The following is a 25,052-nucleotide window of genomic DNA, read 5'->3' on the forward strand; positions in this document are numbered from 1 at the left end:
TCTCTCACGAGAGTGTGGGCAGCAACCTAAGACATTGTATTTAGATTAACTTGCTATGCGAAATAAGCCGCTTTGAAAGTGAATCAAAAAGTTGCCGTTTCGAAATGATCAGGCGCTTGCTTAGGTTTCGGTATTTAAAAGAGCCTGACGAATTGTCAGGCTCTTGAGTGCTGGAATACGCGTGTTATGCGTTGTTAGCAGACTCGATCAAGTCTTTGCCAATGTCGCTTTCGAACTGTTTCCAGACAGGCTTCATTGTATCGACCCATTCTTTGCGCTGTTCTGGCGTTAAGACATTGATCTTACCACCCGCTTTAAGAATGTTTGCACGGTTAGCCGCTTCTTTCGCTTTAACGGACTGATTGGCTTTTTGTGTGACTTCGTCTGCAATCGCGACGAACTGTTCACGATCCGCTTTGCTTAAGCTGTTTAGGAAATCAGACGATGTCATGAATAGGTAAGCAAGAAGTTGGTGGTTTGTTTCCGTTACACTGTCTTGTACTTCATAGAATTTTTTAGTGTAAATGTTGGACCAAGTGTTTTCCTGACCGTCTACAACGCCAGTTTGAAGTGCACCGTATACTTCAGAGAATGCCATTGCTTGTGGGGAAGCATCCATCGCACGGATCATCTGCTTAGCAACATCAGATGTTTGAACTCGGAACTTCATGCCGCTCGCGTCGCTTGGTACCGTAAGTGGCTTCTTAGCTGAGAAGTACTTCATACCAGACATCCAGTAACCTAAACCGACGAAGCCTGCGTAATCTTCCATTTCGCGTAGCAATTCTTTACCGTCGCTAGAGTTGGTGAAACGGATTGCGTGATCCATGTCGTTAAAGACAAATGGAAGGTCAAATACACCGTATTTGCTAGTATAAGAGCCAAATTTTGATAGAGAAGGGGCTAGAAGTTGAACGTCGCCAAGAAGAAGTGCTTCAAGCTCTTTTGAATCACCAAACAATGTTGAGTTTGGGAAAACCTCAACACATAACTTGCCGTCCATTTCTTTATTAACACGCTCTGCTAGGCTATTTGCAGCAACGACCTTAGGGTGAGTAGTACCCCCAGTTACGTGGCTGAATTTAACGACGCGTTCGCCAGAATCACAGTTTGCAGATACTGAGCTTGCAGATACAGCGAGTGCTACGGCAGTTAAAGCTATGCTGATTTTTTTCATTTTTATATGGCTCCAATTACTAATTATTATTGTGTACTCGACCATCTTCTTTTTATTGATCGAGCTCGTCGTATTAGTTACACATTTCGTGCCAATTATTTAAAAGTTTTTAACTTATTGAAATACAAAGAATATTTATTCTATTTTTGTTTTCTAGGCTTGAAATGATTATTGGATGTGTGGAACGTCGCTCACTCCAAAAGGGAGAATGGGGGGGAATTCACCCTTTTGTGCTTTGACATAATCTATTAGGTGGTTTTCTAGGTGTTATTCGATAAAGTGGTGATTATTGCTGTTTACCAAGAGCTGCTTGAGTGTTGATTTAAGCACTTTAATCATATTTTTCTTTCCAGAGTAACCAAGGCGTAGCGCATCTTGCTCGGTGACCTTGCCAAGTGCGAATTCAAGTAAATGACAGTGCTCTTTTAAGTCTGCGTTGAGCAAATTTTCGTAAAGAAAGGCCTGAGAAGCTTTTAATAAACTGCTTCTGATAGTCGCAGCAGGGCGGTGGTGATCGCAGAACAGCATTAAATCTTGTTGCTCTATATCATTCAATACAAAGCTATTTTTATGGTTGTAAGTGGCGTTCTCTTCACTTTCGTCTTTTTGTGGTGACGTAGAAAAGATATTTATTAAGGTGGTTGTTTCGAGATCCCAAACGTTTAATGGAAGAGAATACAGTGTTTTATTTAAGAATAGGTTCCGCCATTTTCGTTGCTTTATCAATGCGTTATCAGAGAGTGCTTTGACCATCATGATTGAATAGCAACCACTTGCTTGGTCTTTCGAATAGCCAAGCCGAACAGGGATATACGCATTTTTCTGCCAGAAACTTAATACGTCTGCCGTAAGAGCATAGCTTACACATAAGAAATCTATTCCGCTCGATTTTGCTTCTTGCTCGATGTGTTGAAGCAGAGCGCTACCGTAACCTTCTTTTTGTTTGTGAGGTTGGGTTGCGATCCGGCTAATTCGCCAATATTTAAAGTTACCTGCTTCTTCTATGCCTTCATGTGCAAGAAGGGACTGAGGTAATAAATGTCCTCGTGGCCGCCTAACACCTTGCATTACCTCCATTGACAAGGCTTTTGGTAGGTCGCCTTCTTCCGTACAGATCGCGATACTGGTTAGTTTATCGTCATTGACGTTGGCAAAGCTAAACGTACTCGGGTCATCAAGCATCCATTTAATATTGTCTGGTGAGGTTTGATAATGTGCTTGAACAAGTAGAGAAAACGCGGCATTCAGTCTGTTTGGGTACTTTAGCCATTCATCCCCTTGGAGTTTTAGCATTCCAGAATGCGCGCCAATGTCACTGTGATCAATAGATTGAAATAGCAAATCATTGAGCCAAATTTCAAATGCGTCATTTTCCACCCATCGTATCGGTGTCTCTAAATGAAGCGATATAGTAGGAGAAGAAAGGGTGTTCAAATATTTGATAAATTGAAGCCCAAACCCCCGACTGCTGCCTTCATAGCCATCGTTTGTTGTACTAAAAATGCTGACGTGTGCCGATTTCTGGAGCGCTTTAAGCATCGGAACCGGAATGGCAGCAGATTCATCGACCACCAAATAGTCAAAACGAGGTGAGTCATTACCATGAACGGACTTTAACAACTCGTCGGGAGCCCAAAAGGGAAGATGCGTTTTCGATAGGCTCTCGTAGCTTTTTTTGAGTGTTGCAATACTGGACAGCGATGGTGCGCAAACGGCGACAGAGCCTTTTTTCTGGAGCGATTCTATCAAGTGCCCCAATGCGGTTGATTTTCCTCGCCCTCGTTTGGCGCACAAAACAAATTGCGCTTTTTCGGGTGAGGCCAACACCGCGTTTTTTAGATTATTCTGCTCTTCGGTGAGCGTACTAAAAGGAATGAGTTGTTGATGTCCTAGTTTAGGATATGATTGCGTTATCGTAAATGGACTTGTATCTGCGATTAAATGTTGCCAAACATGTCGCTTAAAGTGTGATGGTGTTTGTTCTGGCGTGTGTGGCCAAGATAAATAACGCGAAAGATCGTAGTCGATCTTATTTAACCAATCTTCTCCTAGATGTAATACAAAAAGCCCACCACCGTGCAATGTACCAGCGATAATAGACAGAGCGTTGATGTCTGCTCCTTGCGACCAATCTAGAAACACGGCTCCGTAGGTTTTCCCCAGATGCAGTGAGGCTTTTTTTACAGGCGACACATCGAGAGAGTGAGGCAAAAGGTATTGAACGGTTTCTTGATGATCAGACAACACAACTCGGTTTTCAACATGGTGAGTTTTATCGACGAATTGCTGGATGGCCTCTGAAACATCAGATAAAGAAAGAATGCAGTGGCGAGGTTGTGAGTATGAGGTGTGAATGTTCAAAGAAACTCCTTAATACGCACTGACGGTCTATTAATTAGACAGAGTCAGTGCGGTGTATCTCAAAATAATACTAAGGAGTGCTTACAGTTGAAAGCAAACAAATTTTATGGAAGTTTAAATTTGTTAATGTCGCCTTCCAATTCGTTGGTTAGATTAAATATTTCGTTACTTGCATCTTGAGAAGATTGAGCGTGCGATAACGTCGCCTGTGCCATTTCTTGCAATTGCTCTGTATTTCCTTTGATTTGAACAGACGTGGCGCTTTGCTCTTCAGTTGCAGCAGCAACATTTTCAATATTGTGCTCAACGGTATTAACAGATGAAAGAATGTCTCCAACTGTGGTAGTTGCTTCTGTGGCTTTATGCACACTTGTTTCAACTTGGGCGCGGCCTTCTTTCATAGTAGTAACGGCGGTGCGGCTGCCTGTTTGTAACTTATCGACAACTGTTTGAATTTCTTCTGTCGATTTCTGTGTTCTTTGTGCTAAAACTCGAACTTCATCCGCAACCACGGCAAACCCTCGGCCTTGTTCTCCTGCACGAGCCGCTTCTATTGCTGCGTTTAAAGCAAGTAAATTGGTTTGCTCAGCAATGTCGTTAATGACTTTAACGACATTGCCAATGCTTTCAGAGCTTCCTTCTACTTCTAGAATGGTTTGTTCCGCGAGTTCGAAAGAGTTAGAAAGCAGGCTAACCGATTGCTCAACGTCCCTAATAGAGTCAACGCCTGAGCTGGTTGTTGCGTTTACTGTGTTAATTTCTGCCGACACTTCCTGTGAGCTTTGAGCAACTTCTTCAATAGAAGCGGTAATTTGCTGAATGGCAGACGCTACTTCATAGCATGCGTTATTGCTTTGGTTTGCACTGTTCGTTAATTCGCGATTCGCATTGGTAATGACGTCGGCAGAGTAGCTCAATTGCTTGCCGGAAGTGCTTACCTTGTTGACTAGTTCAATTAACCCATCACGCATTTTTTCAATATCTGCTTGTAAACAGTGGATCTCATTTTGACTGTTTTGTGGAACGGCCTTTGAAAATTGATACGTTAGATCACCTTCGCCAATGATGGATACACCTTTAGAGACTTCTTTTAGCGAGCGTAATGAACGTTTAGTAAACAAGCTTAGTGCGATGGCCAGTACCACTGCGATTCCTGCGCCGATCGCAGCAACAAGTAGCAGGATGCTATTTAACTGCTCGTTATATTCGGAAGAGTAAGTTTTGATCGCAACGACCCAATTCCATCCGTCGACGTGTTGGAAAATGGCTTTTGACTCTTTCGCATTAGTGTCTTTCCCCGCAATTTTTAACGTGTAATAAAGAACACCAGCGTCCGCTTGATATAGTTTTTCAAAAATAGCGGGAGCGTCTGCTGATATGTCATAAAGACTGGTTCCTGTCAGTGTGGGGTGGAACACTAAATACCCGTTTCTTGACTCTGCATCGGTCACATAAACGTAGCCGTTTTTACCAAATTTCAGTTTTGATAATTCTTTGTTGATTCTGTTAATAACCACCGAAGAAGGTAAGATGCTCAGGAGCTTCAAATTGTAGCTTCCCTGAACGGGCGTAGAATACGCGACATAGTCTTGGTTGTTGATTTTGACTTGCTTGAGCTGTCCATTCGTTTTAGACAATAACGATGAAACGGTATGCAATGGTATCGTTACAGAGTGACCGGCGCTACTAAGAAGAGTAGAGCTTGATCCTTTTTGCTCATACAGAAAAACGTGTTGAGCGGTACTGTTAGCATAGTTGTTTAGAGCATTCGCAACGGCTGTATTTGAAGCGCGTTTATTATTTCCTTGACCTTCTTGATCAAGGGCGAATTGAACGTTCTTTACTAGAGAGTGTACAGATCGGCTTATCCCGCCAGAAAGTGAGTTCCAGTCACTTTCCAATTTCTTAGCAATTAGACTTACTTCTGCTTGTTGGTGGGGGGTTACAATTTCTTTTACTTCGTAATCGAACAGGCGTCCTATTAATAAAATCAGTACAAAGAAACTTGCCACGACCGAAATCATGATTCCAATACCAAGTTGCCTTGGTAATGGGGCGTTTCTAAAAAATGAAAGCATGAGAGATAGTCCTTTTGGTTATAACTTATTGAATTATATGAATTATAAATTTTGGCAATTATCCATTAAGATTGATCGAATTGTAAAGTGAAACAAAATGTAAGCAAAAGTGAACCACTGTCTTGTTAAAATGTAATTCGATACGACGCCTTAAATTCAATTTACGCACGTTTCTTTACCGTTAAATGAATGGTGTTGTTTTCTAGAACTTTGTCGCCTAAAAGAGGTATGCTTTGATTTCCATCTAAGTGAATTCGGGGTCATGTACTATGAAGAAAGTAAAAAATGAGGCCGGGCTTGCTAAGAAAGCGCTCGAAGTAGGGGAGAAATACGCGCTTAAGCGAGGGTTTGCAGGATTCGCTACGACAATGTCAGCGAACCAAAAAGTAGAAGCTATTTATCGACTGCTCGTTCAGGATAAGCTTATTGTACCTGTACCGCCTGATAAAGAAGACCTTCTAGCAATGAAGCACAAACTGGCCATTTGGATCCAAAAAAATCTACCAAAAGACGATCCTTTGTTGAAATAGCGGTGTTTATTTGAAAGCTCCGTTTCTTTGAGGGATTTATTTACAGGGGTGTAGAGGGAGTAAGAGGAGGATAGAGGGACAGTAACTCAGACATCAATTTAGCAAAAACGGCTCATCTCACCAGTCAATGCTTTTATTGTCCCAGTCAACGTACGATGCTTTTCCATCGCAATGAGCACTTTCTATGATATTGAGTGCTCGTTTGGCAACAAACTCAGGAGTAAATAATGTATAACTGGCTCGTGATTGAAACGGCTTGGACAAAGGTGTGTCTGTCATCCCAGGATGGAATGAAATTAATTTCGACTGAGTCACTCGGCGATTGTATTCTACAGAAAACGTTTTAATCATCATATTCAGCGCCGCTTTAGAAGCTCGATAGCTATACCACCCGCCTAGTTCATTATCTTTAATGCTCCCTACTCTTGCACTAAACAACATTATTTTAGCCTCCGTTAGCTTACTTATGACAGGAAGTAGGTGCTTGAGCCACAAGGATGGCACTACAGTGTTGGCTTTGAACAGACTCATCATTGCTTCTTCAATGAGCTCTTCGGCTTTTTTCTCAGGAAAGTACTGATCACCGTGTAACGTACCGTTGCAGATAAAAAGTCGAATGCTGGGGTTTTTGAAGGTAAGTTTCGATGCGATACGTTCGATGGACGCTTCAGAGTAGTCGCATTCAAATGAGCTTACATTTGAATGCACTCTCAAGTTTGTAGACGCAATGGGTGCTCGAGTTACGAGGATTAGCTCGTCGTATACTTTTGCCGACATTAACTGATCTGCAATTGCGACTGCTATGGTGCTATTGGCACCGATGATTAAGGCACTGTACGGCATTATAAATCTCTCTTAATAGTACAGCTTGAGCAACGCCTTTTTCCCGTAAAAAGGTAAGAAATGGTGTATCGGTGTTTGGCAAAAAATACGTAAGCCAAATCCGCGATGTGACGAATAAGAGGAAGACGAAGAAGCTTTAACCAACGATGTTTTCCAACGTGGTGCCAAACCGTATAAGTCGCATCTAATCCCGTAAGCAATTGGCCAGAATTATTAATAAGGTGCAGTCGAGTATTGGCAGAAATGGGGTCGACATGCGGGTATTTTTCCATCTCAACGACGTTGTGGATGTCAACAAAGGTAATGGTATGAGTGGTGTCATACCGACCCAATTGCGAGACTTCTGCAGTACACAATGGGCAAAGGCTATCGTAAAAAAAGATCATAAAGTTAGACGCATTTTTAATGTTGTCAATGAGTGTTTTTGTCCGGTTCTACTGTCTTTTACGCTAAAAGCGTGAAATCGGATCGATTTAGGCGCTGTCTTCTTACTCTTCGGCATTGAGCGAATATGAGTCACAGAGTACAATTGCTGCTCTGTACTGTGATCAGATCAATACGATCAGATAAAAGTCATTGCACGTGTACCGATTTATATCCTGTCTCCGTGCAAGTCGTATCAAATTACTATCAATGAATTTCATTAAGGTTGTTAAAAATGCCAGCTAAAACGATGGACGAACTCGTCTCCCTTTGTAAACGCCGAGGTTTTATTTTCCAAGGCAGCGAAATCTATGGCGGTATGCAAGGGGCTTACGACTACGGTCCACTAGGGACTGAGCTAAAGAACAACCTAAAGAATGCTTGGTGGCGAGCAATGGTTTACGAACGTGATGACGTTGAAGGCCTAGATGCTGCAATCATCCAGAATAAACACGTCTACAAATATTCTGGTCATGAAGACACCTTCACCGACCCTATGGTGGATTGCCACGAATGTAAATCCCGCATGCGTGCAGATCACATGAAAGACATCAAAGTATGTGATAACTGTGGTTCAGACAACGTTACTGAACCACGTGATTTTAACTTGATGTTTAAAACCAATGTTGGTCCTATGGTGAACGAAGATTCGTACACTTACCTTCGCCCAGAAACTGCACAAGGCATTTTTACCAACTTTAAAAATGTTGTTGATTCAACTTCACGAGCGTTGCCTTTCGGTATTGCTCAAATTGGTAAATCTTTCCGTAACGAAATCACTCCAAGAAACTTTATCTTCCGCGTTCGTGAGTTCGAACAAATGGAGCTTGAGTTCTTCTGTAAGCCGGGTGAAGACGAGAAATGGCACGAATTCTGGGTAGCCGCTCGTAAGCAATGGTGGTTGGATCAAGGCTTGTCCGAAGAAAATATTCAATTTGAATATGTAACAGGTGATGATTTGGCGCACTATTCAAAATCTACTGTGGATATTTTGTACAAATTCCCACACGGTTTTGAAGAGCTAGAAGGTGTTGCAAACCGTACGGATTACGATCTTGGTTCTCATACAAAAGCTCAAGAAGAATTTGATCTTTCTGCAAAAGTGAAGAAGAACGAGCACTCTACTGCGAAATTAGCCGTACGTGATTTGGAAGCTAATAAGTGGGAAGTGCCTTTCTGCATCGAGCCTTCAGCAGGTTTAGATCGTGGTATGTTGGCTGTCATGACTGAAGCTTACACCGAAGAAGAGTTGGAAAACGGCTCGACTCGTACGGTTCTTAAATTCAAACCGCATCTAGCGCCGATCAAAGTTGCTATTTTGCCACTGAAAAAGAACAAACCAGAGATCGTAGCGCTTGCAAAAGAGCTTAAAAATAAGCTTCAAAAATTAGGTCTAGGTCGTATTCTTTATGAAAACACTGGTAACGTGGGTAAAGGTTACCGTCGTCATGACGAAGTAGGTACGCCTTTGTGTGTGACGGTTGATTTCGATTCCATCGAAAAAGACGACGCACCTGTTACTGTCCGTGATCGTGACACAATGGAGCAAATCGTTATTCCAGCGGCCGAGCTTCCTGCTTACATAATAAACTACTTTGTAAGCCAAGACTGATTCGTCTTCCTTTATAAAGAACAGCAAAAAAGCCCTCGCTACTATAAAGATTAAGTAGCGGGGGCTTTTTTATTTCAGGGTATTATGCCAAATATCCATATTTAAATTAGAACCGTGGGGAAAATGGGGTTTAGAAGTAGAAAACGAAGGGTATAACGGAGTGTGCTTATTTTTTAAGTATTGTGCGCCTATTGTGCATTTATTGTGCATTCCGTTCGTACTGTTCTTTACGAAAAGCACGGATAACATGAGTAAAGGTTTGTGTCGTCACGAAGAAAAAGGCGACGTACCTGTTACTGTCCGTGATCGTGGCACAATGGAGCAAATCGTTATTCCAGCGCCGAGCTTCCTGCTTACATAATAAACTACTTTATAAACCAAAACGGATTCGTCTTCCTTTATAAAGAACAGCAAAAAGCCCTCGCTACTATAAAGATTAAGTAGGGGGGGCTTTTTTATATCAGGGTATTATGCCAAATATTCATATTTAAATTAGAACCGCTGAGAAAATGGGGTTTAGTAGTAGAAAACGAAGGGTATAAAGGGATATACTTATTCTGTACACATTGTGTACAATATTTGTGCGCGATAGTGACTCAATTTTCTTTAAGACATCTAATGGTCACGCAGCCTTTTTTGTGTGCTGGAGTTTTGGGAAGCGTAGTCAGTTTTGTCAAGATTTTAAGGTAAATCTAGTGTTCGCCGTTAAGGTAAGATTGGGCGATGTATTTTCAAGGGAGTTAGCATTTTGTCTTCTTTTCGACACCGTTGTTATTCACTACTGCTTTTAGCGATGGTGTTTTTTGTTATGCCTGTGTCTGCTGCTTCGGTGTCTAACAGTGTCATCACTCCCTCACATGATTCGACACCGGTTCTTGTTGTTGGTACGAAAATCACTGAAACGTCCTTGTCGTATGCGGATATAGAATCTTTGCCATTTCTTGATACTGGCTTCATAAAACACTTTGACGGACCCGAAGGCGAATTCTCTGGTGTTTGGCTTAATGACCTTTTAAGAAAGTATGGGTTGTTCAATGCGGATCGTTTAAGATTGATAGCACATGATGGCTATGAAATATTTCTTTCTAAAAAGCAAAGAGAAGAAAAAAGCTATTTTGTCGTCACACGCTTAAATGGCCGCTTTTTATCAATGCATGAACTGGGGCCACTTATGATTATCGTGCCAGAAGATGGTGGAGAAACAGTTCGTGGAGATGTATCACACAGTCATTGGATATGGGCTCTAAGACAAATTAAAGAGCAATAATTCAATGAACAAATTATCGCGTAACCCCAGTGCAATATGGGCGCTTTTTATAGCATTTCTGGTCGTGTGTACGACCTCTCTTGTGTATTTTCAAAACAAATCTCGGTCGCTCTTGGGCAGTGATTTTACTGCACTGGCTATCGATGTTGTGCAATCCCAATACGACGTGCGAACCATTAATAGCCAGCTGGTACATCTAGAAGATGGCTCAGTCAAGTACGATGCTGCATTGCTCGTAGAAGCGCTTTTCCGTCAAAACTATCGGATTCCTTTGATCGTTAATAAACTGAAACGGAGTGCGATAGAAGAGAGTCAATACGAAGCCATGGTCTCGACTCTAGATCAAATCAAGGCAAAAATTGGAACAACCATAAATCAAGTCAATGCCAATACAAATGGCAGCCTATCGAACGAAGCACTATTACAGATACTGTATCCTATAGAGTTGGAAATCGCTTGGTCATACAGTGAGATTCACAGCGCAGTGCAAAGCGTTTCCTCATTAGAAAAACGCTTGAGGAAAGGGCTTACCATCCTAGTATGGGGGCTATTTTTCACCATCATGCTTGTCATTGCTGCTTTAGTCTTTGTTCTAACCCGTTCTTTTGAGCAACGCTATTTACTGTCCAAACAAAACGAACTGGATGATTTAACCGGATTGTACAATCGTCGTTACCTAATGAAGGAAGCAGAATACGCATTACAACAGTCTGATTCGAGTATTGGCTTAGCGATTATCGACCTCGATCTGTTTAAAGCTGTTAATGATAATTTCGGACACCCTGTGGGCGATGAAGTACTTAAAAGAATCGCTCGAATATTGTCAGCAAATATGCAAGATGGCATCGTCGCTCGGTTGGGTGGAGAAGAATTTTGTTTGTTGTTTACTGCGTTGTCCAGTGAACAGCAAATCGAGAAGTGTGAGCAAATACGGACCATTATAGAACATGCCACAATCGGAGCGGGCAATGTTAAAGTAAAAATCACCATTAGTATGGGCTTTTGTTACCGCAAACCTCATGAAGATGTCGTGTTTTCTCAACTTTATCAGCAGGCGGATAAAGCACTGTACCTAGCGAAGAAAAATGGCCGTAATCAGGTTTCTTGGCACGGGTGTGATGGCGAACTTGAGCGGAACTCAGCAGTGGATATTGTTTGATTTTCAATCGAAATTTTAAAGTAATGCATCGCCTAACCCTATTGATATAGAAAGATTTCTTCCACAACGCCCTAATAAACCGGAATTAATCGAAAATTATTAGAATCTTGTCATAGAATGCTTGGCAACAGCCAAACCTATGGATATAATAGCCGCCACTTTTAGGGCCTGTAGCTCAGTTGGTTAGAGCATCCGACTCATAATCGGCAGGTCCCCCGTTCAAGTCGGGGCAGGCCCACCATATTAAATAAAAAAGCCCATCAGGTTTCTGATGGGCTTTTTTATTGCTTGTACAAATCCTACTTTTTCTTCATAACTGCAAACGGGTTGCTTCTTAGTCCGTCGTTCGGCTTGTCTGCCAGTGTTGGTTTTTTCTCTGCGGTTTTCTTAGTGTCTTTTTTTGATTTCGTCGGTTTGGCTTTTCGTTGCAGCGGGATGTCGTGGTCTGGGTGAAAACCATCGATGTATTTACGGATGATTTTTTTGCCTGTAAGGGCTTCGATGTCTAGCAAAGCATCGAATTCGTCTGCGCTGGCGATGGAGAAGGCTTGCCCTGCGTGTCCCGCACGGCCAGTACGGCCAATACGGTGGATGTAGTCTTCCGAGACTTTGGGTAAGTCATAGTTGATCACAAGCGGTAGGTTTTGAATGTCGATACCGCGCGCGGCAACGTCGGTTGCGACGAGTATTGAAATCTCGTTGTTTTTAAACTGATCGAAGACGTGTATACGCTCGTCTTGTGTTCTGTCACTGTGCAGCGCGCCGGCGCTGATGCCATCTTCGTTTAATGCTTCTGCGACTAAGTCGGCGTTCTTCTTAGTGTTGGTGAAGACGATAACTTGTGCATGCGGTTTACGGTTAAGCAGCTCCAGCAGTAGCTCGGTTTTACGCTTTTTATCGACCGGATGCAGCCATTGGTTTATGTTCGGCTTGGCTGCTGCTTTTTGGATCGTCGTCACGTCTTTAGGTTGGTTCAGTATCTTTTTCGCCAGTTTTTTGATTGGCGGCGCAAAGGTTGCTGAGAAGAGTAAGGTTTGGCGCTGTTTCGGAAGCGCTTGGATTATCTGGTCAAGCTCTTTTGCGAATCCAAGATCCAGCAATCTGTCGGCTTCATCCAATACTAAATGCGTCAGAGAATCAAAAAGTATGTCACCTCTTTGATGTAGATCTAATAATCTTCCCGGCGTTGCGACTAAAATGTCTGAGCCGCGCTTAAGGTATTTTCGTTGAGGTAAGATCCGCACTCCGCCGAAAATCACTTGATGGCGCAGTGTAAGGAATTCATTAAACGCTTTAATGTTGGCGTTTAATTGAATTGCTAATTCGCGGGTAGGCGCAATAATCAAACAACGTACGTGATTCGGTTTGGCTTTTTCTCCGCTTTTTAACGCTTGTAAAATAGGCAAACAGAATGCCGCCGTTTTACCCGAGCCCGTTTGCGCGGTTGCGATTAAGTCATGCCCTTCGAGTATTTCTGGAATGGCTTGGTCTTGTATCGACGTTGGAGCGGTCAGTTCAAGAGTCTCTAGTGCGCTAAGAATCTCTTGGTCTAAGCCGAATTTAGAAAATGTCATAGAAGATTGAATCACTTTTGTAAGGTATGCTTGCGCTTCGCTTTAGAAGCCTTTATTTAAGGAGGCTGCAAATAAGCTCACTGATTTTAGTGTGTTGCTCAGCGTTTATCATTAGCGGCGTCTTTAATTGCGGTATTCTACCGTGTCGGGCGCTGTAAACATAGAAGTGGGTTAAATTGTTTAAAGTAGAGATCCATACGAAGTCACAAGCAAAGGTCTCTTTGGGTCAGTAGGCATTAAGAAGCATAAAAATATGGTGAAACGAGTTGTTATTTCAGGTGCTGGGATTGGCGGTTTAGCGGCGGCGTTGGCGTGTGCTAAGCAAGGCTTTGACGTAACGGTGTTAGAGCAGGCGCATGAGATCAAAGAAGTGGGCGCAGGGCTGCAAATGAGCCCAAACGCAATGAAGGTTTTGCAAGCTTTGGGTGTGTCAGAAACCTTAGCCGACGCAGCGTTTTCACCAAAGTATGCCGCAATACGGCATTACCAATCGGGAGCGTATTTTTTAAAGTCTCCATTAGGAGGTGTTGCTGAGCGCCGCTATCAAGCACCTTATTGGCATTTGCACAGAGCTGATTTAATTCATGTTTTATATCAAGCGTGCTTAGAGTGTAACGTTGAGATTAAGCTTAACTGTTCGGTAACGGGTTATAAAAATACACGTGATGGCGTGATTGTATTCACCGAGAAATATAAGTTAGACGCAAATATTTTGGTTGGTGCTGATGGCATCAAATCAACGATTCGTAAACAGATGAAAGGTGATGAACCTGTTGAGTTCACTGGACAAGTTGCATGGCGTGGCACGATCAATACAAAAGATCATCCTGAGTTAACCATTGCACCTGAGGCAAGTGTGTGGGCTGGGCCGGGTAAACATTTAGTGACCTATTATCTTCGGGGCGGAGAGCTGATCAATTTTGTAGCGGTGGAAGAAAAGGATACTTGGCGAAGCGAGAGTTGGCGTCAGGAAGGGGATGTTAAAGCGTTACGTGCGTCTTTTTCGGGTTGGCATCCTACGGTTACTCGGTTATTGGATGCGTGCGACGCAAGCTTTATCTGGGCGTTAAACGCTCGGCCTTATTTGGATTCATGGTGTGACGGACGAACGGTTTTGTTGGGCGATGCCTGTCATCCAATGCTGCCTTTTATGGCACAAGGCGCAGCAATGGCGATTGAAGATGCCTATGTATTATCGACCTGTTTAAAAGAATTGAGCGATGAACGTGGGCTTCTTCAATATCAAGAAAAGCGATTAATGCGAACGCGTGAAATTCAGGAAATGTCCAAGTCAAATACGTCGTTGTTTCATATGCACGGAGGCATGGCGGGGGTGCTTCGTTTAAATGCAGTGCGTTTGGCGACACGTTTAATTCCGTCGATCTCAAACAGTAAGCTGGATCCTTTATACGGTTATGATGCAACTAAGGTCTAAAGTCATCATAGCCAATCACGCATTACGTTTCATTGATGTCGATACATCAAGCTATATAACACCATTTTGATATAAATAGGACGGTTCGATTGTTTAAAGGAGCTTCGTTAAAAGCCGAGTTAATCTTGGTCTTGGTGACTATTCTAGCGGCCTTTGGTTGGATTTTTTCCAAAGAATCGCTGCATGAACTTCCCCCTCTCTTTTTTATCTCTACACGGTTTATTTTGGCGGGTTTTATACTGACGTTAGTGTCGCCAAAATCGGTTTTGGGCATGAACCGGAAAGGCTGGAAACACGCAAGCTTTGTCGGTGGTTTGATGGGGTTGGCGATGATGTTTTGGATCATTGGCTTAGATCAAATCCAAAATATAGGTGTCGGTGCATTCATCAGCAGTTTAGGGGTGGTGCTTGTTCCCTTGGTGGCTCGTCTCGTATTTAAAGATTCTCCACCTACGAGTATTTGGTTTGCATTGCCTTTTGCGATCATGGGCTTGGCATTTTTGTCATTGGGCAGTTTGCAGTCTGCCACTGGTTTTGAATTCGCACAGCTTTACTTTTTTATCGCGGCTGTCTTTTTGGCTTTGCAATTCACGTTTTTGTCTAAGCTTTCTACCACGATCAACTCATTTGGATTAACGGCTGTTCAGCTTTTTGTGACGGGAGTGATGATACTTATTGTCTCGCTGTTGACAGAGGAAGTGCCCAGTTCTGTTTCTTTGTCTACATTGGGGTGGTTTTTTGCAAGTGTCTTTATTGCGACCACGTTGCGATTTTTACTTCAGACCTATGGGATGAGCTTAGCGTCTGCGAGTCATGCGGCGATCATTATGAACCTTGAGCCTGTATGGACCGCTCTGTTTGCCGTGCTTTGGTATTCTGAGCGGATGTCTGGTTGGCAATTGGTTGGGTGTGTTTTTGTTTTTATTTCTATGTTAGTTTCGAAATGGTCGGCGGTTCGTTCCTTTTTTCAAAAAAAAAGGCCGTCGCAGTAATACTCATTCTTTATAAAAAGATGAGTCTGCGAGTGCGTTGCTTCGGTTTTATGCGTTCTAATGGTACGGCGCTTGCTTCAAAGTGCCCGTACTCACTTCTTTGCAATTCGATTCGTCAAATAAAGACTTATTAGATTTCATTTGTTTACACGTTTCTCGGTTTTTTGAGCCTGTGTATTCGATTATATTGAGAATAACGTTCATTCTCATACGAAATTGATAGGAAGATAGCGAGCATGTTGCCAAAATTCAAACAAATTTCAGTGGCATTTGCTGCTTTATTGATCTTAGTCGGGTGTCAGGAATCCTCGACGGATAAGACCGCCTCTTCAGAGAAGAAAGCGGCCTTCAGTAAACCAAAAGCCGTCAATGTCGGCGTTGTTCAGATTAACCCTCAGTCTATCCAACTAACTTCAGAGCTTCCTGGAAGAACCAAATCCAGTTTGGTGGCAGAAATTCGACCTCAAGTTGGCGGTATTATAGAGCGTCGATTGTTTGAAGAAGGGCAGACAGTTAATTCGGGTGATGTGCTTTATGATATCGACGATTCCACGTATGTATCTGCAGTAAAACAAGCGCAAGCATCACTTGAAAGTGCCAAGGCGAGTTTCACTTCAACCAAACAGACCTATGAGCGCTATAAAACGCTGCGAAAGCGTAACAACGTTTCTCAACAAAACCTTGATGATGCAAAAGTGGCTTACTTGGAAGCGAGAGCCAACCAGAAAAAAGCAGAAGCCGCTTTAGAAACGGCTCAGATTGATCTGGAACACACCAAAATCACCTCACCTATTTCTGGTCGCGTAGGGATTTCAGAAGTGACGGTTGGCGCGTTAGTCACCGCAGGTCAATCAACGAGCTTAACGACCGTTCGTTCGACAAATCCTATCTTTGTCGATTTGTCTCAAACAAGTGTTGATCAACTGCGAGTACGAAATTTACTTCATCAAGCCGACGTCTCGGTGGGTTCTCAGAGTGTATCGCTGACGTTAGAAGACAATTCGGTTTACCCATATATCGGTCAATTAAAAGCGAGAGAGATTAACGTTGATGAATTAACAGGCAGTGTGACCTTGCGTGCTGAATTCCCCAACCCTGATGGCCTGTTATTACCCGGTATGTTTGTACGCGGCAAAATTAACGACATTGACCACGCACAGGCGTTGCTCGTCCCTCAACAAGGTGTCAGTCGCGATCTAAAAGGCAATCCAATTGCTTTTGTTGTAAATGATCAGAACAAAATTGAAAAACGTATTTTGAAAACAGAGCGAGCATTGGGAAATCAATGGCTGGTGGTCAGTGGCATCAATGCGGGAGATTGGGTTGTTGTTGAAGGCACGGCAAAAATTCGTGCAGGCAGTTTGGTAAATACCGTTCAACTGCAAATGGACACGCAAAGTGGTGCAATGGTCGCTGTGAATGAAGCGACTTCCACTCAGCCGCAAGGGGAATAACGGCGATGTTAGCGCAATTCTTTATTAACCGTCCGGTTTTTGCATGGGTTATTTCGATCGTCATTATGCTGGCGGGTGGTTTTTCGATTACCCAATTGCCCATTTCGCAATATCCTAATGTGGCGCCACCGAGCGTTCAAATCAGCGCTACTTATACGGGAGCGTCTGCTGAAACGGTCGAAAACAGTGTTACTCAAATATTAGAACAACAGCTCACAGGTTTGGATGGGTTGCTCTACTTTTCATCGTCGAGCACATCCGCTGGGCGAGCGAGCATTAACGTGGTTTTTGAACAAGGTACAGACGCAGACACGGCGCAAGTGCAGGTTCAAAACAAAATTCAGCAAGTGACGTCGAGTTTACCTACGTCTGTTCAGCAGCAAGGTGTATCCGTCAGTAAATCGCAAAGCGATTTCTTGTTAATTGCTGCATTGTACGATGAAACGGATACAGACAGCGCAAGCGATCTGTCTGATTACCTCATAACAAGTATCCAAGATTCTGTCTCTCGAATCGAAGGTGTAGGCAGTGTTCGGGTATTTGGATCAGAGTATGCTATGCGAATCTGGCTGGATCCTTTGAAGTTGGCATCGTACGGATTGATGCCTTCCGATGTGTCGTCTGCGATTGCCACTCAAAACATTCAAGTAGCAGCAGGGAGCTTGGGGCAACGTCCTTCAAAAGTCGGTCAGGAGTTGAACGTAACAGTGACCGCACAATCGAAGCTTCAAACACCACAAGAGTTTCGCGACATTATTTTGAAGTATGACGACAATGGAGCAACGGTTCGCCTGAGTAACGTTGCTTCGGTTGAGCTAGGCAGTGAAAGTTACGATTACGTTCCACGTTTAAATCGACATCCTGCATCCGGTATGGCTGTAATGCTTGCACCGGGCGCGAATGCTTTGTCCACTTCTGAGCTAGTGAAAAATAAGTTAACCGAACTGGCTCGCAATATGCCAGACGGCTATGAAATTTCATTTCCTAAAGACAATACTGCTTTTATTAAAATCTCCATTGAAGAGGTGGTAAAGACACTGTTCGAAGCCATCGCACTGGTTGTGATTGTCATGTTTGTCTTCTTGCAGAGCTGGCGTGCGACCTTGATACCGGCAATAGCGGTTCCTGTTGTTTTGTTGGGTACGTTTGGTGTGCTTCAAGTCTTTGGTTATTCCATAAATACACTGACGATGTTCGGCATGGTGCTTTCAATCGGTTTGCTGGTGGACGATGCTATCGTTGTGGTAGAGAACGTCGAGCGGGTGATGGAAGAAGAAAAACTGTCACCAAGACAAGCAACCATCAAATCAATGAAAGAAATCACCAGCGCATTGGTGGGGATTGCCGTTGTACTTTCTGCGGTATTTTTACCCATGGCGTTCTTTAGTGGATCAACAGGTGTAATCTACCGTCAGTTTTCCATTACGATTGTGTCTTCAATGATATTGTCCGTTATCGTTGCTTTAACACTTTCCCCAGCACTTTGTGCCACCTTATTGAAACCAAATCATCATGCCGCTAAAAAAGGCTTGGGCGGACTGTTCAATCGAAGCTTTGATTGGGCGACCGGGCGCTATTCTGGTCGTATTGCTAAAGTAGTGAAGCAGCCAGTTCGCTGGCTCGTTCTGTATGGCATTATCATTGGTGGCTTATGGGCAATGATGGGAAATCTTCCTGGTGGTTTTTTACCTCAAGAAGACCAAGGTGACATCATGGTTATGGTGAGTTTGCCTGAAGGAGCGTCATTAACTCGTACCAACGATGTGATGAACGAGGTGGAAGATCACTTCCTGAACACCGAAGGTAGCTATGTAAAAGACATTTTTACTATCAGTGGCTTCAATTTTATGGGCAGTGGACAAAATGCAGGTATGGCGTTTGTCTTGTTAAAAAATTGGTCTGAGCGTACAAGTCCTATGGCGAGCGCGCAAGCCATTGCGGGTCGCTCTTGGGGCGCATTTGCGGGTCTTAGAGACGCGCAGATTTTTACCTTGCTTCCGCCGTCCATTATGGGATTAGGTCAGAGTAATGGTTTTACCTTTCAACTTCAGGCATCGGGCAATACTGACCGTGCAACCTTGATCGAGATGCGCGACAAACTATTAGCGGATGCTCGTACGAGCAAGATCCTGACAGGTGTTCGCATGGGCGCCCAAACAGAGAAACCGCAGTTGCACATAGACATCGACCAAGAAAAAGCCTCCGCATTAGGTTTGTCAATGAGTGACATAACCACAACCATTTCGTCGGCGTGGGCAGGATCTTATGTAAACGACTTTATTGACCGCGGACGTGTTAAAAAAGTCTACATCAAGGGCGATGCGCAATACCGCTCAGATCCAGATGATTTACAACATTGGTATGTGCGCGGCAGTGGCAATACGATGACGCCTTTCTCTGCATTTTCTGAGAGTTCGTGGACGTATGGCCCAAGTAGTCTATCGAGGTTTAATGGCTTGGCATCGTATCAAGTTCAAGGGTCGGCTGCACAAGGTCTTAGTTCTGGTGCGGCGATGGATGAAATGGAGAGTTTAGCTCAGCAATTGCCGAAAGGATCGTCGTACGCTTGGAGTGGCTTGTCTTACCAAGAACGTCAATCGAGCGGTCAGACGCAAATGTTATACGCGATTTCAATCTTGGTTGTATTTCTGTGCTTGGCCGCATTGTATGAAAGCTGGACTGTGCCTTTTTCTGTCATCATGGTTATACCATTGGGGATTTTAGGTACGGCTGCTGCCGCCTATATTAGAGGGCTGGAAAACGACGTGTATTTCCAAGTTGCACTTTTGACCACCATCGGGTTGTCTTCAAAAAATGCGATCTTGATTGTCGAATTTGCAGAAGAAGCCTATCGACGTGGTGCAACAGTATGGGAAGCGGCAAAAGAAGGTGCAACCTTGCGGTTACGTCCAATCATCATGACATCGTTGGCGTTTATTGTGGGTACTTTGCCCTTGGCGCTTTCTACTGGCGCAGGAGCGAACAGCCGTATCTCCATTGGTTCTGGCATTGTCGGCGGTACGCTTACAGCAACGGTGTTGGCGATCTTCTTCGTTCCATTGTTTTTTGTGGTCGTACGTCGCTTGTTTCCAAAGCGATCAGAGCATTTGTAAAGACGATTAACTCTACGAGAGGGTGAAGAGTAGATTCGTTTACGGCTATTTAGGTCAGATTACTCAAATTGGCGATCGTCATCGCTTTTGAGGAATCTGACCTTTTCCCCTTTTGGTAATAGCTGTGCTATCTCTATTGGTGCACCGTCATTGCCCAATCTTACAAAGCCTACGCCTGCGCCATTTAGCAAACGTTCACCCTTGTTTCGTTTATCCGGCTTACATGGAGAAACCCACATTCCCCGCCGTTTGGTAAAGAGGTTAAGTGGCGACCAAGGTGCGTAGAGCCAACGATTTAACCGATCAAACCAGCTTAGCAAGTTATCTGGAAATTCATTGCGAAGACCACTGCTGGTAATCTGCCAAACATTCGGACTGCTCGATTGCCCTTTCACTTCCACGTGGTACGCAAACGAGTAATGAACATCGCCAGAGAGAATCACAAAGTTTTTCGGTGTTTTCGGGTGACGAAATAAGTTCATTAAAGTATGTGCTGAGCCAGAGTGCGCCATCCAGTTCTCAGCGTCCACTAATAGAGGTTTACCGCATAAGGTAAACACCTTTTGAATCGCCTCAATGAGCTTAACCCCAAAGATGGGGGCAGGGGAGACAAGTAACACGCTGTCTCGGTTTATTAACTCACTTTGCAAGTCAGTGAGTGCTTCCCAATCCATAAGACCAGAGGGTTTGTTTAGGTTGCTTTCTGAGCGCCAACGGTGTGTTCGAGTATCCAACACTACTAAGGCAGGGCAGGTCTCCCAAACATAGTGCCAACGGTCATATCGTATTAATGTCTGAATCACATCGTCGTGCGTTTGCGTCCCCAGTTCCTTAATGGCGGTCTGATACGTTTTAATAAAGGCTTGGTCGAACTGAGTTGGGTTATTGCCCCAGCCTTGAAATAGAAAGTACGCCATCAGGCCATTACCAATAATCCGTTTTGAAACAGGATGCTCATAAGCGGCCTGTTCCCAACCTGCGGTGAGGTTCCAATCATCGGTAATGTCGTGATCGTCAAACATCATGGCGGTAGGTAGATGCGCCATAACACGACGTGCTTTGGAGAGGTGTTCGACAAAGTAGTTAATGCTTACTAGCTCGTGGTGGTATTGGTCGCGCGTTTCAGGGCGCAACTCAGTGGGTGCTACGAGGTTCAAAAATGGCCACAGTTCAGGTGACCAAACCAATAAATACATCGCCACCATTTCACTGAAACTCATTAAATGATTGTGCGCCGTGCTACTCGTGAATATCGGCTTTTTTCCCCCGAAGAAGAACTGTTTTTTAACCTCGTCCGATAGATCTGTCATAGGCAAGACAGACTCGCGTTGGTAGTAAAGATCAATGCGTGTATGCAAGGCTTCAAATGTTTTATTTGCATCACTTGCTGGCAATGACTCGCTCGGGAGGTCGAGCAATGCGATCACTTGATGAATGGCATTCAAGATTGGCCCAGCGACATCGTCGGCGTAGATTTGATCCCCCGACATGACCAAGGCACTCGGCCATTTTTTAACACGTTTGGCTTTTGTAGAATCGGCCTTTACGGAGTCGGACTTTACTGAGCCGACCTGTTCCATGATCGATGCCAGATGATCGTCAGCGACAGCCAAACCGTCACCGCAATCGACGTTGATTGAATCGATGGCGTTTCGATGATGAGGTTTTCGACAAGAACCGTGCAGCACATTGTCGACTTTAGGTTTAAATACAAATGAAGGTCGTTCTTCTTGAGCGTAACACAGCGTTTTTCCCCACTCTGCAAATGGAATTGAAAACGGAATCTCGCCCGCTGTATTGGTATTATTTTTCGATAAGGTTACTTCGTATGTAATGGCGGTGTTGGGCTGTAGTGGTGCCTGAAACTCGACCGTTACCAACATAATCCATAGCGATTCACTCAGTTTAATGACGTGATTTTGTTGAGTTGTCTCGACGAGTGTATAGGGGGCATTGCTTGAATGACCTACAAAACAATCGCCTAAAAAGAAACCAAAATGGACATCGAAGTGTTCTGAACACGCCAGCCAAAAAGTCGCCGATCGTGCGTCGAGCTTTCGTAGAATGGGTCCCGCGATAACAGCGGGAAGCTGAGTGTTTGATTCTTCTAAAGTATCCGTTGATGTCATTGAGGCTCCGATGACAAATAATGAACTGAAACAGATTGTTTTAATTTATCTTTTAAGGCTAACATTGATGACATTTTTCGCAAACTTATTGCGTGTCTAAGCGGATAAAGAGGCGGACAAAGGGAATGAAATCGAACGTGTTTAAAAACCTTCAGAGGAAAGCCCGTAACTGGAAAAAATGGAGTGCTCTGGCGATAGTCAGTGTAGTTTTCTCAAGCGCAACATGGGCGGATATTTTAAATGTTGCGGTCGCCTCAAACTTTGCCTCTCTTATGCCCAGCATTGTCAAAGGCTTCGAAGCGCAGACTTCACACAAGGTCAGAGTATCCTATGGCTCATCGGGCAAAATCTACGCACAGATTCGCCACGGTGCGCCGTTTGATGTTTTCCTTTCAGCTGATCAAGATAAACCCAATCGGCTAATAGCGGAAAGCTTAGCCGTTCGTGATAGTCAGTTCACCTATGCTCAAGGACAACTTGCGTTATTCGCACCGCGTTTGACCGATGAGTCGAACACACCAAAACAAATAGTAATGAGCCAAAAGTTCAATAAACTGGCCATTGCCAACCCAAAATTAGCGCCCTACGGCGCAGCCGCAGAACAAGTTATACGAGCACTGGTGCAGAATGGCTCGTTAACAGAGCAAATACAGACCAAACTCGTAACGGGCGAAAACATTAACCAAACCTATCAATACGTCGTGTCTGGTAACGCCGAACTTGGTTTTGTCGCCTTGTCGCAAGTCACAAACCAACCTAGCAACACCGTTTGGAAAGTCCCAACGCGGTTGTATTCACCGATAAAGCAAGACGCCGTTATTGTGGAATCGAGCCGTCATTTAGATGCCGCAAAGCAGTTTACGGATTATCTCAAAGCGCCAAGTGTCAAAGAGGTGATCGAGGCTCATGGATACCTAAGCCCGTAGCGTATAGTCTTAACGGTAACGAATGTATTCTTGTATCGAAGAGAGGGCATTTGTCTATCATTCCCTAGTCAGATCTTTATACTAATTATCTGAGTTTTAGAAAACACACACATAAACAATTAACGTTGATAAATCAAAATGTTAGACAGCAGCGACCTAAGCGCCATTTGGCTTACCATTAAACTTGCGTTTCTGGTCACCCTTATACTGTTAGTGATAGGCACGCCTATCGCTTGGTGGCTTGCACGCACCTCGTCGCGATTGCGAGGCGTGGTTGCCGCGGTGGTTGCGTTGCCGCTTGTTTTACCGCCGACAGTGTTGGGCTTTTATTTGCTGGTGGCGTTTGGACCACAAGGTACGCTGGGGCAGTTGACTCAAACCTTGGGGCTTGGCACCTTGCCTTTTACCTTTTGGGGGCTGGTGGTGGCGTCGGTTATTTACTCTCTTCCTTTTGTAGTGCAGCCCTTACAAAATGCGATGGAATCGATTCAGGAGGAGTCTCTCGAAGCAGCGGCAACACTTGGTGCCAGCCCATTGGATCGATTCTTTACCGTGGTGATTCCTTTGTCAAAAGTCGGTTATACCACGGCAGCCGTGTTGGGCTTTGCGCATACTATTGGGGAGTTTGGTGTTGTGTTGATGATCGGCGGCAATATTCCGGGAGAAACCCAACTGATCTCGGTGAAAATCTACGAACATGTAGAAGCCTTAAATTACGCTCAGGCGCATACCTTATCGATCGGCATGTTGCTGTTTTCGTTTGTGGTTCTGTTGCTCGTTTACTCTCAAATGAATGGCAAGCAAATGAACCGCAAGAAAATGAATCGCAAGCCTTCGAGTCGCAATAAGGGCGCTTTATGACGCAACAAAGTTATATTCGCTTATGGTTAGAGAGATCCGAACGCTTTCAGTTAGAGGTAGAGCTTGCGCTGAATACGCAAGGCATTACTGCCGTATTTGGTGAATCGGGCTGCGGAAAAACCACCTTGCTACGCTGTATCGCAGGGTTGGATAAAGCCGTAGGGAAAGTGAATATTAACGGGAATACATGGCAAGATGAGGGTGTCTGTCTAGCGCCATATCAACGCTCAATTGGCTATGTCTTCCAGCAAGCAAACCTCTTTCCGCATTTAACCGTTAAAGGCAATTTGAACTACGCTCGAACGCGTGCGAAGAAAAAAATCGCGCAAGAGCAGGTTGATCATCTTATAGACCTTACCGACATTCGCCCTTTGCTTAATGCTTCTGCCGCAGAGCTATCGGGTGGAGAAGCTCAGCGTGTTGCGATTGTTCGTGCTTTGATGACCGAACCCGATATTCTCCTGATGGATGAACCGTTGGCGTCGTTGGACAGCACACGTAAAGACAGCATTTTGGATTATTTAAACAGGCTAAAACGAGCGCTTTCGATTCCTGTTTTATACGTTACGCATTCGTTAGAGGAGGTCTCTCGAATCGCTGGCGATGTCATCTTGATGGAAAAAGGGCGAGTCGTTCAGCATGGCGCGGTGACCAATGTTTTTTCCTCATTAACAACCGATAAACTGCTAGGAAAAGACGCCAGTGTCATTTTAGAAGGTCGAATTACCGACATCGAACACGCATGGCAGCTTGCGGATCTTCAATTCGATGGTGGCACGCTGAAAATAAACAGCTTATGCCTAGAGCAAGGCCAATTCGCAAGAGCGCGAATATTAGCGAAAGACATCAGTGTGTCTTTGTCGTATCACTCTGATTCAAGCTTCTTGAATCAACTGCAAGCCCAAATACAAGATATGAGTGATGATGGCTCGCAGGGTTACGTTACCTTAAAACTTAAAGTGGGCGATAGTTTTCTTCTTGCGCACATTACTCGTTACTCCTGCCAAAGGCTTAACTTGCAGATTGGTCAACGTGTTTGGGCCAATATCAAAACCGTCGCGATTATTTGATTTTGGCCAAAGGAAACGGAGGGGGCGTGTTCATAATCGCTCTTTAAG

18 protein-coding genes and 1 tRNA gene are annotated in these 25,052 nt (G+C 44.1%); 12 read left to right on the plus strand and 7 right to left on the minus strand.

Going from position 1 to position 25,052, the window contains the following annotated elements; genetic code table 11:
- Positions 1–184: 184 nt before the first annotated feature.
- The 3 genes from DFP79_RS08620 to DFP79_RS08630 all read right to left on the minus strand — a co-directional run bounded on the left by DFP79_RS08620 (position 185) and on the right by DFP79_RS08630 (position 5,616).
- Positions 185–1,177 carry a TRAP transporter substrate-binding protein gene (locus DFP79_RS08620; RefSeq protein ID WP_133503556.1) on the minus strand — a complete coding sequence of 331 codons (993 nt, stop codon included), beginning with the start codon at positions 1,175–1,177 and terminating at the stop codon, positions 185–187.
- A 267-nt stretch (positions 1,178–1,444) separates the two neighbouring features.
- Positions 1,445–3,538 carry a GNAT family N-acetyltransferase gene (locus tag DFP79_RS08625; protein WP_133503557.1) on the minus strand — a complete coding sequence of 698 codons (2,094 nt, stop codon included), beginning with the start codon at positions 3,536–3,538 and terminating at the stop codon, positions 1,445–1,447.
- Positions 3,539–3,642: 104 nt separating this feature from the next.
- A complete protein-coding gene (locus DFP79_RS08630; RefSeq protein ID WP_133503558.1) occupies positions 3,643–5,616 on the minus strand; it encodes a methyl-accepting chemotaxis protein in 1,974 nt (657 codons plus the stop codon).
- 269 nt (positions 5,617–5,885) lie between these two features.
- On the opposite strand from DFP79_RS08630, the gene DFP79_RS08635 reads away from it, so the two are divergent.
- Positions 5,886–6,146 carry a DUF5062 family protein gene (locus DFP79_RS08635; protein WP_013660099.1) on the plus strand — a complete coding sequence of 87 codons (261 nt, stop codon included), beginning with the start codon at positions 5,886–5,888 and terminating at the stop codon, positions 6,144–6,146.
- Positions 6,147–6,263: 117 nt separating this feature from the next.
- On the opposite strand, the gene DFP79_RS08640 is transcribed toward DFP79_RS08635, so the two are convergent.
- Positions 6,264–6,989: an SDR family NAD(P)-dependent oxidoreductase gene (locus DFP79_RS08640; RefSeq protein WP_133503559.1), complete on the minus strand. Its 726-nt coding sequence runs from the start codon at positions 6,987–6,989 to the stop codon at positions 6,264–6,266.
- Positions 6,989–7,375 (minus strand): thiol-disulfide oxidoreductase DCC family protein, encoded by a 387-nt coding sequence (locus tag DFP79_RS08645; RefSeq protein ID WP_133503560.1) that lies wholly within the window; start codon positions 7,373–7,375, stop codon positions 6,989–6,991. Before DFP79_RS08645 ends, DFP79_RS08640 begins: the two co-directional genes overlap by 1 nt.
- 272 nt (positions 7,376–7,647) lie before the next feature.
- On the opposite strand from DFP79_RS08645, the gene DFP79_RS08650 reads away from it, so the two are divergent.
- From DFP79_RS08650 to DFP79_RS08665, 4 genes are all read left to right on the plus strand, one after another.
- Positions 7,648–9,024 (plus strand): glycine--tRNA ligase, encoded by a 1,377-nt coding sequence (locus DFP79_RS08650; RefSeq protein ID WP_133503561.1) that lies wholly within the window; start codon positions 7,648–7,650, stop codon positions 9,022–9,024.
- A gap of 748 nt (positions 9,025–9,772) precedes the next feature.
- Positions 9,773–10,291, plus strand: coding sequence for a hypothetical protein (locus DFP79_RS08655; protein WP_133503562.1), 519 nt, complete (start codon positions 9,773–9,775; stop codon positions 10,289–10,291).
- Between the two features lie 4 nt (positions 10,292–10,295).
- Positions 10,296–11,450, plus strand: a complete 1,155-nt coding sequence (locus tag DFP79_RS08660) for a GGDEF domain-containing protein (protein ID WP_133503563.1) — start codon at positions 10,296–10,298, stop codon at positions 11,448–11,450.
- Positions 11,451–11,614: 164 nt separating this feature from the next.
- A tRNA-Ile gene (locus DFP79_RS08665) sits at positions 11,615–11,691 on the plus strand.
- Positions 11,692–11,749: 58 nt separating this feature from the next.
- Here the strand turns inward: DFP79_RS08665 and DFP79_RS08670 are convergent.
- Entirely contained in the window at positions 11,750–13,024 is a 1,275-nt protein-coding gene (locus tag DFP79_RS08670; protein ID WP_133503564.1) for a DEAD/DEAH box helicase, read from the minus strand.
- A 253-nt stretch (positions 13,025–13,277) separates the two neighbouring features.
- On the opposite strand from DFP79_RS08670, the gene DFP79_RS08675 reads away from it, so the two are divergent.
- The 4 genes from DFP79_RS08675 (at position 13,278) to DFP79_RS08690 (ending at position 20,018) form a co-directional block, all read left to right on the plus strand.
- The gene (locus tag DFP79_RS08675; RefSeq protein WP_133503565.1) at positions 13,278–14,459 is read left to right on the plus strand and encodes an FAD-dependent monooxygenase; all 1,182 of its coding nucleotides are present in this window, start codon (positions 13,278–13,280) and stop codon (positions 14,457–14,459) included.
- A gap of 89 nt (positions 14,460–14,548) precedes the next feature.
- Positions 14,549–15,451, plus strand: a complete 903-nt coding sequence (locus tag DFP79_RS08680; protein ID WP_133503566.1) for a DMT family transporter — start codon at positions 14,549–14,551, stop codon at positions 15,449–15,451.
- 236 nt (positions 15,452–15,687) lie between these two features.
- Positions 15,688–16,905: an efflux RND transporter periplasmic adaptor subunit gene (locus DFP79_RS08685; RefSeq protein ID WP_133503567.1), complete on the plus strand. Its 1,218-nt coding sequence runs from the start codon at positions 15,688–15,690 to the stop codon at positions 16,903–16,905.
- A gap of 5 nt (positions 16,906–16,910) precedes the next feature.
- Positions 16,911–20,018 (plus strand): efflux RND transporter permease subunit, encoded by a 3,108-nt coding sequence (locus DFP79_RS08690; RefSeq protein WP_133503568.1) that lies wholly within the window; start codon positions 16,911–16,913, stop codon positions 20,016–20,018.
- Positions 20,019–20,077: 59 nt separating this feature from the next.
- On the opposite strand, the gene DFP79_RS08695 is transcribed toward DFP79_RS08690, so the two are convergent.
- Positions 20,078–22,147: an alkaline phosphatase D family protein gene (locus DFP79_RS08695; protein WP_133503569.1), complete on the minus strand. Its 2,070-nt coding sequence runs from the start codon at positions 22,145–22,147 to the stop codon at positions 20,078–20,080.
- A 125-nt stretch (positions 22,148–22,272) separates the two neighbouring features.
- Between DFP79_RS08695 and modA the strand changes: the two genes are divergently transcribed.
- The 3 genes from modA (at position 22,273) to modC (ending at position 25,004) form a co-directional block, all read left to right on the plus strand.
- Complete coding sequence (gene modA, locus DFP79_RS08700) at positions 22,273–23,073, plus strand: molybdate ABC transporter substrate-binding protein (RefSeq protein WP_133503570.1); 801 nt, start codon at positions 22,273–22,275, stop codon at positions 23,071–23,073.
- 138 nt (positions 23,074–23,211) lie between these two features.
- Positions 23,212–23,934, plus strand: coding sequence for a molybdate ABC transporter permease subunit (gene modB, locus DFP79_RS08705; RefSeq protein WP_133503571.1), 723 nt, complete (start codon positions 23,212–23,214; stop codon positions 23,932–23,934).
- The gene (modC, locus tag DFP79_RS08710) at positions 23,931–25,004 is read left to right on the plus strand and encodes a molybdenum ABC transporter ATP-binding protein (RefSeq protein WP_133503572.1); all 1,074 of its coding nucleotides are present in this window, start codon (positions 23,931–23,933) and stop codon (positions 25,002–25,004) included. The genes modB and modC overlap by 4 nt, the downstream gene beginning before the upstream one ends.
- Positions 25,005–25,052: the final 48 nt, after the last annotated feature.

The sequence above is a fragment of the Marinomonas balearica genome (genome assembly GCF_004362145.1).
GTDB classification, from domain to species: domain Bacteria; phylum Pseudomonadota; class Gammaproteobacteria; order Pseudomonadales; family Marinomonadaceae; genus Marinomonas; species Marinomonas balearica.

Coding starts and splice junctions, on each gene's coding strand:
- DFP79_RS08690 (WP_133503568.1), top strand. CDS start 16,911: ATGTTAGCGCAATTCTTTATTAACCGTCCGGTTTTTGCATGGGTTATT.
- DFP79_RS08650 (WP_133503561.1), top strand. CDS start 7,648: ATGCCAGCTAAAACGATGGACGAACTCGTCTCCCTTTGTAAACGCCGA.
- DFP79_RS08645 (WP_133503560.1), bottom strand. CDS start 7,375: ATGATCTTTTTTTACGATAGCCTTTGCCCATTGTGTACTGCAGAAGTC.
- DFP79_RS08685 (WP_133503567.1), top strand. CDS start 15,688: ATGTTGCCAAAATTCAAACAAATTTCAGTGGCATTTGCTGCTTTATTG.
- DFP79_RS08670 (WP_133503564.1), bottom strand. CDS start 13,024: ATGACATTTTCTAAATTCGGCTTAGACCAAGAGATTCTTAGCGCACTA.
- DFP79_RS08675 (WP_133503565.1), top strand. CDS start 13,278: ATGGTGAAACGAGTTGTTATTTCAGGTGCTGGGATTGGCGGTTTAGCG.
- modC (WP_133503572.1), top strand. CDS start 23,931: ATGACGCAACAAAGTTATATTCGCTTATGGTTAGAGAGATCCGAACGC.
- DFP79_RS08695 (WP_133503569.1), bottom strand. CDS start 22,147: ATGACATCAACGGATACTTTAGAAGAATCAAACACTCAGCTTCCCGCT.
- DFP79_RS08660 (WP_133503563.1), top strand. CDS start 10,296: ATGAACAAATTATCGCGTAACCCCAGTGCAATATGGGCGCTTTTTATA.
- DFP79_RS08620 (WP_133503556.1), bottom strand. CDS start 1,177: ATGAAAAAAATCAGCATAGCTTTAACTGCCGTAGCACTCGCTGTATCT.
- modA (WP_133503570.1), top strand. CDS start 22,273: ATGAAATCGAACGTGTTTAAAAACCTTCAGAGGAAAGCCCGTAACTGG.
- DFP79_RS08630 (WP_133503558.1), bottom strand. CDS start 5,616: ATGCTTTCATTTTTTAGAAACGCCCCATTACCAAGGCAACTTGGTATT.
- DFP79_RS08640 (WP_133503559.1), bottom strand. CDS start 6,989: ATGCCGTACAGTGCCTTAATCATCGGTGCCAATAGCACCATAGCAGTC.
- DFP79_RS08635 (WP_013660099.1), top strand. CDS start 5,886: ATGAAGAAAGTAAAAAATGAGGCCGGGCTTGCTAAGAAAGCGCTCGAA.
- modB (WP_133503571.1), top strand. CDS start 23,212: ATGTTAGACAGCAGCGACCTAAGCGCCATTTGGCTTACCATTAAACTT.